The 13,475-nt window shown below is 65.3% G+C and carries 13 protein-coding genes; 9 read left to right on the top strand and 4 right to left on the bottom strand.

Annotated features, from left to right (window positions below; all coding sequences use genetic code 11):
* Positions 1-58 precede the first annotated feature (58 nt).
* The 8 genes from CSAL_RS12390 (at position 59) to aceA (ending at position 7,767) form a co-directional block, all read left to right on the top strand.
* Positions 59-658: a pseudouridine synthase gene (locus tag CSAL_RS12390; protein ID WP_043558524.1), complete on the top strand. Its 600-nt coding sequence runs from the start codon at positions 59-61 to the stop codon at positions 656-658.
* A complete protein-coding gene (locus CSAL_RS12395) occupies positions 655-1,104 on the top strand; it encodes an NUDIX hydrolase (RefSeq protein WP_011507736.1) in 450 nt (149 codons plus the stop codon). Before CSAL_RS12390 ends, CSAL_RS12395 begins: the two co-directional genes overlap by 4 nt.
* Positions 1,105-1,189: 85 nt before the next feature.
* Complete coding sequence (gene mnmA, locus CSAL_RS12400) at positions 1,190-2,344, top strand: tRNA 2-thiouridine(34) synthase MnmA (RefSeq protein WP_011507737.1); 1,155 nt, start codon at positions 1,190-1,192, stop codon at positions 2,342-2,344.
* Positions 2,341-2,985 carry a high frequency lysogenization protein HflD gene (gene hflD, locus CSAL_RS12405; protein WP_011507738.1) on the top strand — a complete coding sequence of 215 codons (645 nt, stop codon included), beginning with the start codon at positions 2,341-2,343 and terminating at the stop codon, positions 2,983-2,985. The genes mnmA and hflD overlap by 4 nt, the downstream gene beginning before the upstream one ends.
* Positions 2,986-3,030: 45 nt before the next feature.
* Complete coding sequence (gene purB / locus CSAL_RS12410) at positions 3,031-4,395, top strand: adenylosuccinate lyase (protein ID WP_011507739.1); 1,365 nt, start codon at positions 3,031-3,033, stop codon at positions 4,393-4,395.
* 157 nt (positions 4,396-4,552) lie between these two features.
* Positions 4,553-5,746: a cupin domain-containing protein gene (locus CSAL_RS12415; protein WP_011507740.1), complete on the top strand. Its 1,194-nt coding sequence runs from the start codon at positions 4,553-4,555 to the stop codon at positions 5,744-5,746.
* Position 5,747: 1 nt separating this feature from the next.
* Positions 5,748-6,170, top strand: coding sequence for a GNAT family N-acetyltransferase (locus CSAL_RS12420; RefSeq protein ID WP_011507741.1), 423 nt, complete (start codon positions 5,748-5,750; stop codon positions 6,168-6,170).
* A 286-nt stretch (positions 6,171-6,456) separates the two neighbouring features.
* Positions 6,457-7,767 (top strand): isocitrate lyase, encoded by a 1,311-nt coding sequence (gene aceA, locus CSAL_RS12425; RefSeq protein ID WP_011507742.1) that lies wholly within the window; start codon positions 6,457-6,459, stop codon positions 7,765-7,767.
* Positions 7,768-7,839: 72 nt separating this feature from the next.
* On the opposite strand, the gene asd is transcribed toward aceA, so the two are convergent.
* The 4 genes from asd to leuC all read right to left on the bottom strand — a co-directional run bounded on the left by asd (position 7,840) and on the right by leuC (position 12,307).
* Complete coding sequence (gene asd, locus CSAL_RS12430; protein ID WP_011507743.1) at positions 7,840-8,955, bottom strand: aspartate-semialdehyde dehydrogenase; 1,116 nt, start codon at positions 8,953-8,955, stop codon at positions 7,840-7,842.
* Between the two features lie 56 nt (positions 8,956-9,011).
* Positions 9,012-10,091 (bottom strand): 3-isopropylmalate dehydrogenase, encoded by a 1,080-nt coding sequence (leuB, locus tag CSAL_RS12435; protein WP_043558529.1) that lies wholly within the window; start codon positions 10,089-10,091, stop codon positions 9,012-9,014.
* A 102-nt stretch (positions 10,092-10,193) separates the two neighbouring features.
* Positions 10,194-10,841, bottom strand: coding sequence for a 3-isopropylmalate dehydratase small subunit (gene leuD, locus CSAL_RS12440; protein WP_011507745.1), 648 nt, complete (start codon positions 10,839-10,841; stop codon positions 10,194-10,196).
* Positions 10,842-10,843: 2 nt separating this feature from the next.
* Positions 10,844-12,307 carry a 3-isopropylmalate dehydratase large subunit gene (gene leuC, locus CSAL_RS12445; protein ID WP_011507746.1) on the bottom strand — a complete coding sequence of 488 codons (1,464 nt, stop codon included), beginning with the start codon at positions 12,305-12,307 and terminating at the stop codon, positions 10,844-10,846.
* 205 nt (positions 12,308-12,512) lie between these two features.
* Between leuC and CSAL_RS12450 the strand changes: the two genes are divergently transcribed.
* Complete coding sequence (locus CSAL_RS12450) at positions 12,513-13,406, top strand: LysR family transcriptional regulator (RefSeq protein WP_035415200.1); 894 nt, start codon at positions 12,513-12,515, stop codon at positions 13,404-13,406.
* The last annotated feature ends 69 nt before the right edge of the window (positions 13,407-13,475 follow it).

The following is a 13,475-nucleotide window of genomic DNA, read 5'->3' on the forward strand; positions in this document are numbered from 1 at the left end:
CGGGTGCGGAGTAGGCTTTGCCCCATGTGCGCCGCCGTCGACAGGCCCGAGACCGCCAATGAGTTCGCTGTACCTGCTGCATAAACCTTACCAAATGCTCTCGCAGTTCACCGATACACGGGGACGCGCCACGCTTGCCGAGGCCATCGACGTGCCCGACATCTACCCGGCCGGGCGTCTCGACTACGACTCGGAAGGCTTGCTGCTGCTCACCGGAGACGGTGCACTGGCGCATCGCATCAGTCATCCGCGCCACAAGCAGCCCAAGACCTACTGGGTGCAGGTCGAGGGCGAGCCGGAGCCCGCCGCATTGCAGGCCCTGCGCCAGGGCGTGACGCTGCGTGACGGCCCCACCCGCCCGGCCAAGGTACGCCGTCTCGAGTCACCCGATGTCGCGCCACGCCACCCGCCCGTGCGGCATCGCGAGGCCGTGCCGACCGCGTGGCTCGAGCTCACCCTGAGCGAGGGACGCAATCGCCAGGTTCGCCGCATGACGGCGCATGTCGGCCACCCCACGCTACGCTTGATTCGTGTCGCCATCGGATCATGGCACCTCGCCGGGCTGGCGCCTGGCGAATGGCGCCGCGAGACCCTGCATGCGCCGCGCGCCCAGGCCGCGCCGGCTTCCTCCCACAAGCGCCGCCGGAGTCGCCGATGAGCCGCTGGTCTCCCCATGTCACCGTCGCCAGCGTCATCGAGCGCGCGGGCCGTTACCTGCTGGTCGAGGAAGACAAGGGCGGGCCCTTCAGCCTGTTCAACCAGCCCGCCGGCCATCTCGAGCCCGGCGAGCGTCTGACCCAGGCCGCCGAACGCGAAACCCGCGAGGAGGCCGCCTGGCATATCACCTTGACCGGCTATCTGGGGCTTTACGTCTATACCGCCCCCGACGACCTGACCTTTCACAGTCATGCCTTCGTCGGCATCCCCCTCGCCCATCTGGGCAACGATCTGGACAGCGGCATCGTCGCCGCGCACTGGCTGACGCTCGACGAGATCGAAGCCCTGGAACGCTCGCATCGCCTGCGCAGCCCGCTGGTGCTCAAGCGGATCCGCGACGCCATGGCCGGACGCCAGTTTCCTCTCGACGTGATTCACGAACGCTGATGCCGCGACCTCGAAGCCTGAAGCCGGTTTCAGGTATAATGGCCGTTTTGACAGCCATTCATCCTCCACCCATTCGAGAGTGACCATGTCTCACGCCACGGGATCCCGGGCCGCGGGGGCCACCACCGCGTGCAAAGTCATCGTCGGCATGTCGGGCGGCGTCGATTCGTCCGTGACCGCCCTGACCCTGCTGGAGCAGGGCTATGCGGTCGAAGGCCTGTTCATGAAGAACTGGGACGAGGACGACGGCACCGAATACTGCACCGCCAAGGAAGATCTTGCCGACGCCCAGGCCGTATGCGACACCCTGGGCATCACGTTGCACACGGCGAACTTCGCCGCCGAGTACTGGGATAACGTCTTCGAGCATTTTCTCGCCGAGTACAAGGCCGGCCGCACGCCCAATCCCGATATCCTCTGCAACCGCGAGATCAAGTTCAAAGTCTTCCTCGAGTACGCCGAGATGCTCGGTGCCGAGAAGATCGCCACGGGCCATTACGTCCGTCAGGGCTGGCGCGACGGTCACTGCCGGCTGCTCAAGGGGCTCGATGCCAACAAGGACCAGAGCTACTTCCTGCACGCCGTGCCGGAGGTCGCCATCGCGCGCACGCTGTTCCCGGTCGGCGAGATGGAGAAAAGCGAAGTACGCGCCATCGCCGAGCGCCACGGCCTGACCACGGCGCGCAAGAAGGATTCCACGGGCATCTGCTTCATCGGTGAACGGCGCTTCAGCGACTTCCTGAAACAATACCTGCCCGCGCAACCGGGCGTCATCGAAACGCCCGAGGGCGAGGTCATCGGCGAGCACATGGGGCTGATGTACTACACCCTCGGCCAGCGCCAGGGACTGGGCATCGGCGGCCTGCCCAATCATCCCGATGCGCCCTGGTACGTGGCGGCCAAGGACCTCGAGCGCAACGTGCTGATCGCCGTGCAGGGCAAGCATCACCCGCTCTTGTATACCGACAGCCTGAGCACCGAGCCCGTGGAATGGGTCGCCGGTCAACCGCCGGCGCCGGAGGCGCGCCTCCAGGCGAAGACCCGCTACCGCCAGCAGGACGTCGCCTGTCACGTCCGCGTGCTCGAGGACGGCGGCGTCGAGGCGCGTTTCGACGAGCCCCAGCGTGCGGTCACGCCGGGACAGTCCCTGGTGCTCTACGACGGCGACATCTGCCTGGGCGGTGGCGTCATCCGTTCGACCTGGAACCACAGCGAGCCTCGAGGAGATAGCGCCGCATGACACCGACCCCGATTCAGAACGCGCCGCAGAGCGCTGTCACACGCCAGGCCCTGGCGTTGGCCGGTGTCTTTCAGGCCGCCGCGGTGGTCGATCAACTCGCGCGCACCGGGCAATGCGACGAACGCGCCTGGAACACGCTGATTCGCGCCACGCTGGATACCAATCCCGACAGTTTCGCGACCATCTACGGTGGCCACCACAACAACCTGCGCCTGGGCATCGATACCCTCAGCGCCGTGATGAACCGCCAGCACAGCGATCCCGCCGTCATGCGCTACGGGTTTTCGCTGGTCCTGCTGATGCAGAAGCTGCGCAAGGACGACGCCATGATGGCGTCGCTGGGGGAGCGCCTGACCCGCATCCAGGGTCAGGCCGAGCATTTCGGCGACACTCACGAGAACGTGATCGCCAGCCTCGGTCAGCTGTACCAGGACACCTTGTCCACGTTCCGCTACCGCATCGTCGTGCAGGGCGACCCCAGCCTGCTGCAAAGCCGCATGATGCCCGAGCGCGTGCGTGCCGCCCTGCTCACCGGGGTGCGCTTCGCCCTGCTCTGGCACCAGCAGGGTGGCCGCCGCTGGAAACTGCTGTTTCAACGCCAGGGCATCAAGAAGTCCCTGGCCGCTCTAGATGGCCACTGAGCGCTGCGCCGCGCGATTCGATTCACAATCAGGAAGACGACACCCATGGAATTGTCCGCCCTCACCGCCCTGTCCCCCGTCGATGGCCGCTATGGCGCCAAAGCCGCCGCCTTGCGCGAACATTTCAGCGAATACGGCTTGATCCGGGCTCGCGTCACCGTCGAGGTGCGCTGGCTGGAGCGTCTCGCCGCGCATCCGGGGATCGTCGAGGTGCCACCGCTCTCGGCCCAGGCCACCAACTTCCTGAGCCAGCTGGTGAGCGAGTTCTCGGTCGCCGACGCCGAGCGCATCAAGGACATCGAGCGCACCACCAATCACGACGTCAAGGCGGTGGAGTACTTCCTCAAGGAGAAGGTCGCCGAGGTCGACGAGCTTCACGCGATCACCGAATTCATCCACTTCGCCTGCACCAGCGAGGACATCAACAACCTGTCCTACGGCGTGATGCTGCGTGACGGACTCGACACGCTGCTGCCGACGCTGCGCGAAATCGTCACCGCCATCACGCGCCTGGCCCACGAGCATGCCGAGCAGCCCATGCTCTCGCGTACCCACGGCCAGACCGCCAGCCCCACCACGCTGGGCAAGGAAATGGCCAACGTGGCATACCGCCTGCGCCGCCAGCTCAAGCAGATCGAGCAAGCCGAAATCCTCGGCAAGATCAACGGCGCGGTAGGCAACTACAATGCCCACCTGGCCACCTACCCCGAGATCGACTGGGCCGAGAATGCGCGCATCTTCGTCGAAGGCCTGGGGCTGACCTTCAACCCCTACACCACGCAGATCGAGCCGCACGACTACATCGCCGAACTGTTCGACGCCATCGCGCGCTTCAACACCATCCTGATCGACTTCGACCGCGACGTGTGGGGCTACATTTCGCTGGGCTACTTCAAGCAGAAGACCGTCGAGGGGGAAGTCGGCTCCTCGACCATGCCCCACAAGGTCAATCCCATCGATTTCGAGAACTCCGAGGGCAATCTCGGCCTCTCCAACGCGCTGCTCGGTCACCTCGCCCAGAAACTGCCGATCTCCCGCTGGCAGCGCGATCTGACCGACTCCACGGTGCTGCGCAACCTCGGCGTGGGTCTGGCGTACGGCTTGATCGCCTATCAGGCCACCCTCAAGGGCATCGGCAAGCTGGAAGCCAATCCCGCACGTCTCGACGAGGACCTCGACCAGAACTGGGAAGTCCTCGCCGAGCCGATCCAGACCGTGATGCGCCGTTACGGCATCGAGAAACCCTACGAGAAGCTCAAGACGCTGACGCGTGGCAAGCGCGTCGATCAGGCCGGCTTCGCGGCCTTCATCGACACTCTGGAACTGCCCGACGACGTCAAGACCGAGCTCAAGGCACTGACCCCGGCCACCTATATCGGGAACGCCAGCGAGCAGGCTCGCAATCTATAAGCGGGAAGCGCCGACATCACCAGGTAAACGGCACCGGGGACAGGCCGAAGCGGAGGCGTACAGGGAGGCTTTGACAGCGCCCCCCTCGCGCAGGCCTGTCGCCGGAACAGCCTCGACTCCAAGCCACCCACGGTCAGCATTGCAAGAGGTAGTGCCCATGTCCGCCAATACCCCCCTATCGATACTCGGCGGCTTGACCGCCGAGACCTTCCTGCGTGACTACTGGCAGAAAAAACCGCTGCTGATTCGTGGCGCATTCCCCGACTTCGCGTCGCCGCTTGCCCCCGAGGAACTCGCCGGCCTGGCCTGCGAAGACGGCATCGAGGCCCGGCTCGTCGAAGCCCAGGGCCCCGACAAGCCCTGGCAGGTCAGCCACGGGCCTTTCGATGACGCCACCTTCGCGCGCCTGCCCGACCGAGAATGGACCCTGCTGGTTCAGGCCGTCGACCATTACGTCCCCGAGGTCGCAGCCCTGCTCGATGCCTTCGACTTCCTGCCGCGCTGGCGACTCGACGACGTCATGGTCAGCTACGCGCCTCCCGAAGGCAGCGTGGGGCCGCACGTGGACAATTACGACGTCTTCCTGCTCCAGGGCAGCGGCCAGCGGCGTTGGCAACTCGGCGGCGAGCAGCCCGACGATGCCCCGATCGTCTCGGGCATCGACCTGCGCATGCTCGAGCGCTTCGAGGTGACGGCGGACGAGGACTGGGTGCTCGAGCCCGGCGACATGCTGTATCTGCCGCCGCGCATCGCTCATCACGGCGTCAGCCAGAGCGCCGACTGCATGACCTATTCGATCGGTTTCCGGGCCCCCTCCGCCGACGAGGTCATCACCTCGTTCGCCGACTATCTCGGCGAAATGCAGCCCGATTCCCGGCGCTACACCGACCCCGATCTCGCTCCCTGCGCGCATGCCGGTCAACTCGACGATCAGGCCATCGCCCGGCTGCGGCGACTGATGCTCTCGGTCATCGACGACCCGGCACAGATGGCCCAGTGGTTCGGCCGTGTCATGACGCAGCCCAAGTACGTCGATCAGCTCGCCCCGCTCGACACGCCGATGGACAGCGCGGCCACCGCCGAGGCGCTGGCACAAGGCCGTTACCTGGAACGCGCCCTGGGCTCGCGCTTCGCCTTTCATGATGAAGACGGCGAGACCACCCTGTTCGTGGATGGCGACGGTCATGCCTGCCCGCCGCCGCTGGCCCGCCTGCTCGCCGACACCACGCCGCTGCATGCCGCCACCCTGGCAGAACATCTCGACGACGCTGCCCTGTCGCTGCTCACCGAGTTGCTCAACCGCGGCAGTCTGCAGTGGCAGGACGAGGATGCCGAGGACGAGGAGGCGTGACATGACGCTCGAGATCGCAAGCGGTGACTGGGCCACGCTGGGGGCGGCTTGCAGCGCGATTCGCAAGACCGTGTTCATCGAGGAACAGCAGGTCCCGCAAGACGAAGAGTGGGACGGTCGCGATCCCCGGTGCCTGCATGTACTGCTGCGTGTCGAGGGGCGGCCCATGGGGACCGCCCGCCTGCTGCCGGACGGCCATATCGGCCGCGTCGCGATCCTGCGCGAGGGTCGCGGCCAGGGGCTGGGGCTACGTCTGATGGAAGCCGTGATGGAAAAGGCGCGTCAGCAAGGTCACGACGCCGTGCATCTCGATGCCCAGACCTACGCGATTCCCTTCTACGAACGTCTCGGCTTTGTCGCCCACGGCGAGACCTTCCTCGACGCCAACATTCCCCACCGCCACATGAGCCTGACTTTTCAATAGCTTGTCGTCGCTCGCAATGCCCCTCCCGAAACAGGGCTACAAGACGCCGCTGCATGGCGGCATCTTGTAGTCAAACTACAACGAAATCTGCGCCTAACTACGCATTGTTGCCGCGTCTCGTGTGCGTCATATTTTCCTCAAAGCCGAGGTTAAAACGATCGTTTTATCGCAGCGCAACAACCGCGCCACCAGGCCCGCCCTGGCGAAAAAGACGGCACCTCGGTTCGACGTGGATCGCCCTTTCGGGCTCGCCCCACATGCTCACGACGACCAAGAGGCAAGCGACATGTCCCAGACACGCGAACAGCAAATCGCTGCGTTGGAAAAGGATTGGAACGAGAATCCGCGCTGGAAGGACGTCAAGCGTCCGTACAGTGCCGAAGATGTGGTTCGACTTCGCGGCAGCGTCAACGAAGCGCACACGCTGGCCAGCCGCGGCGCCGAGAAGCTCTGGCGACTGGTCAATGGCGAGGCCCGCAAGGGCTACGTCAACTGCCTCGGCGCGCTGACCGGCGGCCAGGCCATGCAGCAGGTCAAGGCAGGTATCGAGGCGATCTATCTCTCGGGCTGGCAGGTCGCCGCCGACAACAACAGCTACCTGTCGATGTATCCCGACCAGTCGCTCTATCCGGTGGACTCGGTGCCCAAGGTCGTCGAACGCATCAACAACAGTTTCCGCCGCGCGGATCAGATCCAGTGGCAGAAGGGCGCCAACCCCGGCGATGCCGACTTCGTCGATTACTTCGCCCCCATCGTCGCCGACGCCGAGGCGGGATTCGGCGGCGTGCTCAACGCCTATGAACTGATGACGGCAATGATCCGTGCCGGTGCCAGTGGCGTGCATTTCGAGGATCAGCTCGCCGCGGTCAAGAAGTGCGGCCACATGGGCGGCAAGGTGCTGGTGCCCACGCAGGAGGCCGTGCAGAAGCTGGTCGCCGCCCGTCTGGCCGCCGACGTCGCGGGCACGCCGACGCTGGTCATCGCGCGCACCGACGCCAATGCCGCCAACCTGATCACCGCCGACGTGGATGATTACGACAAGCCCTTCATCACCGGGGAACGCACCGCCGAAGGCTTCTATCGGGTCAATGCCGGCCTCGATCAGGCCATCTCGCGAGGCCTGGCCTACGCGCCCTTCGCCGACATCATCTGGTGCGAAACCGCCAAGCCGGATCTCGACGAAGCCAGGCGCTTCGCCGAGGCGATCCATCGCGAATATCCGGGGCAACTGCTCGCCTACAACTGCTCGCCGTCCTTCAACTGGAAGAAGAACCTCGACGATGCCGAGATCGCCGGGTTCCAGCAGGCCCTGGCCGACATGGGCTACACCTACCAGTTCATCACCTTAGCGGGCATTCACAACATGTGGTACAACATGTTCGATCTCGCCCACAGCTACGCTCAGGGCGAAGGCATGAAGCACTACGTCGAGAAGGTCCAGCAGCCGGAATTCGAGGCCGCCGAACGCGGCTACACCTTCGTCGCTCACCAGCAGGAAGTGGGCACCGGCTACTTCGACGACATGACCAACGTCATCCAGGGCGGAGTGTCGTCGGTGACCGCCCTCAAGGGCTCCACCGAGGAAGCGCAGTTCTGACACGCTGCTCGCTCCCCCAACGAAAAGGGCGCCCGATGGGGCGCCCTTTTCATTGCCTGACCGGCGATCCGATCAACGCTGCTCGCGAAGGATGCCCAGCATCCGCTTGAGCGGTTCCGCCGCCCCCCACAGCAACTGATCGCCCACCGAGAAGGCGGACAGGTATTCGCCCCCCATGGCCAGCTTGCGCAGGCGCCCGACCGGCACGTCCAGCGTGCCGGTCACCGCGGCCGGCGTCAGGCCGCTCAAGGTGGCGTCCTTGTCGTTGGGGATCACCTTCGCCCACTGGTTGTGCTTGGCCAGACGATCCTCGATCTCGTCAAGGGGCACGTCCTGCTTGATCTTGATGGTGAACGCCTGGCTGTGCGAACGCATCGCGCCGATGCGCACGCACAAGCCATCGATGGGGATCGGCGAGTCGCCGGTGGCGAGAATCTTGTTGCTCTCGACCCCGCCTTTCCACTCTTCCTTGCTCTGACCGTTGTCCATCGCCTTGTCGATCCACGGCAACAAACTGCCGGCCAGCGGCTCGCCGAACTGCTCGGTGGGGAAGTCCCCGCCGCGCATGGTCTGCGTCACCTGACGGTCGATATCCAGAATCGCGCTGCCGGGGTCCGCCAGCGAGGCGGCCACCGAGCCATGCAACGCGCCCATCTGGGAAAGCAGCTCGCGCATGTGCTTGGCGCCCGATCCCGAGGCGGCCTGGTAGGTCATGGACGTCATCCACTCCACCATGTTGGCCTCGAACAGGCCGCCCAGCCCCAGCAGCATCAGGCTGACGGTGCAATTGCCGCCGACGAACGTCTTGCCGCCGTTGGCAAGGCTGCGCTCGATGACGTGACGGTTGACCGGGTCGAGCACGATGGTCGCCTCGTCCGCCATGCGCAGCGTGCTGGCGGCATCGATCCAGTAGCCTTGCCAGCCGGCCTCGCGCAGCGGGCGGTAGACGCTTTCCGTATAGTCGCCACCCTGGCAGGTGACCACCACGTCGAGGCGCTTGAGCGCCTCCAGATCGCGCGCATCCTTGAGCGGGGGAACCTCGACACCGATGTCGGGACCGGGCTGGCCGACCTGGGAGGTGGTGAAGAACACCGGCTCGAGGCCGCTGAAATCGCCATCCTCGCGCATGCGCTGCATGAGGACGGACCCCACCATTCCTCGCCAACCGACAAAACCGACTCTAAGCATGTGTCGTCCTCCTGAAATCTACGAATGGGCGTACGGCCATGATACGTCAGTCACGCTCATTGCGCCTGGAAAGCCGCCAGCACGGCATCGCCCATGGCCTGGGTCGAGACGGGCGCCGTGCCCTCGAACGCGATATCGGCGGTACGCAGCCCCTGGTCGAGTACCGTCCCCACGGCGCGTTCGATGCGCTCGGCGAGCTGCGGCGCCTCGAGGGAATAGCGCAGCATCATGGCCACGGACAGGATCGTCGCCAACGGGTTGGCAATGCCTTGTCCCGCGATGTCCGGCGCGCTGCCGTGACAGGGCTCGTACATGCCCTGACGTTGTTCGTTGAGCGAGGCCGAGGGCAGCATGCCGATCGAGCCCGTCAACATCGCCGCGGCGTCGGAGAGGATATCACCGAACATGTTGCCGGTAACGATGACGTCGAACTGCTTCGGCGCGCGCACCAGCTGCATGGCCGCGTTGTCGACGTACATGTGCGACAGCGCGACATCCGGATACTCCGGCGCCAGCCGCTCCATCACCTCGCGCCACAGGATGGTGGCCTCCAGCACGTTGGCCTTGTCCACCGAGCAGAGCTTGCCGCCACGCTCACGCGCCATCTCGAAGGCCACGCGGCCGATGCGCTCGATTTCGTGCTCGGCGTAGATATAGGTGTTGTACCCGACCCTCTCGCCGTCGCGCTCCTCGATGCCCCGCGGCTGACCGAAGTAGATGCCGCCGGTGAGCTCGCGCACGATCATGATGTCCAGCCCGGCGACGATCTCGGGCTTGAGGCTCGAGGCCGAGGCCAGTTGCGGATACAGCAGCGCCGGGCGCAGGTTGCCGAACAGGTTGAGGTTCTTGCGCAGCCCCAGCAGCCCCTTCTCCGGACGCTTGGACAGATCCTCGATCTTGTCCCACTGGGGGCCGCCCACGGCCCCCAGCAACACTGCATCGGCGGCCTTGGCGCTCGCCAGCGTCTCGTCGGGAAGCGGCACGCCATGGGCGTCGATCCCCGCCCCGCCGACCAGACCTTCCTCGATGCTGGCCTCCAGGCCCGCCTCGCGGCACGCGTTGAGGATCTTGACCGCCTCGCGGGTGATTTCCGGGCCGATACCGTCGCCCGGCAGGACGAGAATCTTGCGACTCATGGCGTACTCTCTCGATGCATCACTGATGACGTCTCGGGCGAGCGCCGGATGACCTGGCATCCCGCGCTCGCCCAGGGGTTCATGAAGGGTCGGCAGCGACCGTCAGCCCGCCTGGCGGAATAGCCACGGCCGCGCCTGACGATGCCGTGCCTCGAAGTCCTCGATGGCGTCGGCGTCCTTCAGGGTCAGGCCGATATCGTCCAGCCCTTCGAGCAGGCAATGCTTGCGGAAGGGGTCGACCTCGAAGGTCAGCACTTCGCCGCTGGGCGTGGTGACCTGCTGCTTTTCCAGATCGACATCCAGACGATAGCCTTCCTCGGCCTCGGCTTCCTGGAACAGCCGGTCCACCGTGGCCTCGTCGAACGTGATCAACAACAGGCCGTTCTTGAAGGCATTGTTGAAGAAGATATCGGCGAAACTCGGCGCGATGATCACGCGAAACCCGAAGTCCTCCAGTGCCCAGGGGGCATGCTCGCGCGAGCTGCCGCAGCCGAAGTTGCGACGTGCCAGCAGCACGCTGGCGCCCTGGTAACGCGGCTGGTTGAGCACGAAATCCGGATTGAGCGGACGCTTGGCGACGTCCTGACCCGGGTAGCCCTCGTCCAGGTAGCGCAGTTCATCGAACAGATTGGGCCCGAAACCGGTGCGCTTGATCGACTTCAAGAACTGTTTGGGGATGATCAGGTCGGTATCCACGTTGGCGCGGTCCATGGGCGCCACGAGGCCCTGATGACGATCGAACTGTCGCATGCTCACGCCTCCTGTACCTGACTGTCATCGTTGGCGGCCCGGCCGGCCCCGAAATCGCGCACGTCCACGAAGTGGCCGGCGATGGCCGCGGCGGCGGCCATGGCGGGACTCACCAGATGCGTGCGCCCGCCGTACCCCTGGCGACCCTCGAAATTGCGGTTGGAGGTCGAGGCGCAGTGCTCGCCGGTTCCCAGCTTGTCGGCGTTCATCGCCAGGCACATGGAACACCCAGGCTCGCGCCATTCGAAGCCTGCCTCGAGGAAGATCTTGTCCAGCCCCTCCTCCTCGGCCTGGCGCTTGACCAGTCCGGAACCGGGCACGACCATCGCCAGCTTGATGGAATCCGCCACCTTGCGTCCCTCGGCGACCCTGGCCGCTTCACGCAGGTCTTCGATGCGCGAGTTGGTGCACGACCCGATGAAGACCTTGTCGAGGCGGATATCGGTGATCCGCTGCCCCGCCTGGAGCCCCATGTACTCGAGGGCACGCGAGACGCCGCGCTGCACGGTCTCGTCGCCGGCGGCGGCGGGATCCGGTACCTGTGCGCCGACACCGGCGACCATTTCCGGGCTCGTGCCCCAGGTGACCTGCGGCTCGATCTCGGCGGCGTCGAGTTCGACCACCTTGTCGAACGGCGCATCGTCGTCGGAGACCAGCTCGCGCCAGTCGGCGACCGCCGCGTCCCAATGTTCTTCGCTGGGCGCGAAGGGGCGCCGACGCAGGTATTCGATGGTCGTCTCGTCCACCGCGACCAGCCCCACGCGCGCGCCGGCCTCGATGGCCATGTTGCAGATGGTCATGCGCCCTTCCATGGACAGGTCGCGAATCGCGCTGCCGGCGAACTCGATGGCGTAGCCGGTGCCGCCGGCGGTGCCGATCTTGCCGATCACCGCCAGCACGATGTCCTTCGCCGTCACGCCGAGCCCCAGCTCGCCCTCGACGCGTACCTGCATGTTCTTCATCTTGCGCTGAATCAGGCACTGGGTCGCCAGCACGTGTTCGACCTCGGAGGTGCCAATGCCGTGCGCCAGGGCCCCGAAGGCTCCGTGCGTGGCCGTGTGCGAATCGCCGCAGACCACCGTCATGCCCGGCTGCGTGGCGCCTTGCTCCGGCCCGACCACATGCACGATGCCCTGACGCGCATCGTTGATGCGGAACTCCTCGATGCCGAAGCTCGCGCAGTTGTCGTCCAGTGTCTCGACCTGAATGCGCGAGACCGGATCGACGATGCCCGCATTGCCCTCGGAACGCTCCTTGAGCGTGGTCGGCACATTATGGTCCGGCGTGGCGAGATTGGTATCCAGCCGCCACGGCTTGCGCCCGGCAAGCCGCAGACCCTCGAAGGCCTGCGGCGAGGTCACCTCGTGGAGCAGGTGACGATCGATATAGATCAACGCCGTGCCATCGTCGCGTTCCTTTACCAGGTGCCGCGACCAGAGCTTGTCGTAAAGAGTCTGGCCTGCCATGGAATCTCCTCCACTCGTGCCTTCCCGACCGGGAAGATTGGGCGATGACGCTCTATGTCGTCTTGCAACATCTCGCTGATGACGCGCCGCGATAAGCGGCGCAACCTCGATGTCCCCAAGCCTAAGGGGGCTTATGGATAAACGCAATTCATGTTATTTATGCTTTGGATTCCAAAGTAGAATACTTGCCCGAGAGAGCGCGCTCATGGACACGCAAAGCCTGCAAGCCTTCCTCGCGGTCGCCGACCACGGCTCGTTCTCGCTCGCCGCGGAACAGCTCCATCTGACCCAGCCCGCCGTCAGCAAGCGCATCGCGGGCCTCGAGGGGCAGGTCGGCGCCCAGCTCTTCGACCGACTCAACCGCCGCGTGACGCTCACCGAAGCCGGTCGCACCCTGCTGCCGCGCGCCCGCCAGATCCTGGTGATGTTCGATGACAGCCGTCGCGCGCTGTCCAATCTCAGCGGCGACATCAGCGGCAGCCTGACCATGGCCACCAGCCATCATGTCGGCCTGCACCGCCTGCCACCGCTGCTCAAGGCCTATACCCAGGCCTACCCGGACGTACGCATGGACATGCGCTTTCTGGACTCGGAACAAGCCTATCAAGGCGTGCTGGACGGCGATCTGGAGCTCGCCGTGGTCACGCTGGCCCCGGTCCCCGATCCGGCGTTGACGGTGGTGCCGGTGTGGATCGACCAGTTGCGCTTCGTCTGCGGACGCGAGCACGCCCTCGCCGGGCGCGACACGGTCGCGCTGTCGGCACTGTCCGATTATGACGCCGTGCTGCCGGGACATCTTACCTTCACCCGGGGCATCGTGGTGGACACTTTCGCCCGCGACGGCCTGCAGGTGAACGTCTCGCTGTCCACCAATTACCTCGAAACCCTCAAGATGATGGTCGCCATCGGCCTGGGCTGGAGCGTATTGCCCGAAACCATGATCGACGACGAGATCGAGGTCATTCCCATCGATCACCGTCCCATCCAGCGTCCGCTGGGCTATCTGTTCCACAAGAGCCGGACGCTTTCCAATGCCGCACGGGCCATGCTCGAGATGCTGGATGCCGCCCGGGACACGACGGCCCGGCAATGGGTGTGACGCCTCATGTCGTGAAACATCAAGACAACCCATGAGATAGCCAGGGGGCTCGCCTTTTTTCGTCATGCC

The organism is Chromohalobacter israelensis DSM 3043, assembly GCF_000055785.1.
Lineage (GTDB): Bacteria > Pseudomonadota > Gammaproteobacteria > Pseudomonadales > Halomonadaceae > Chromohalobacter > Chromohalobacter israelensis.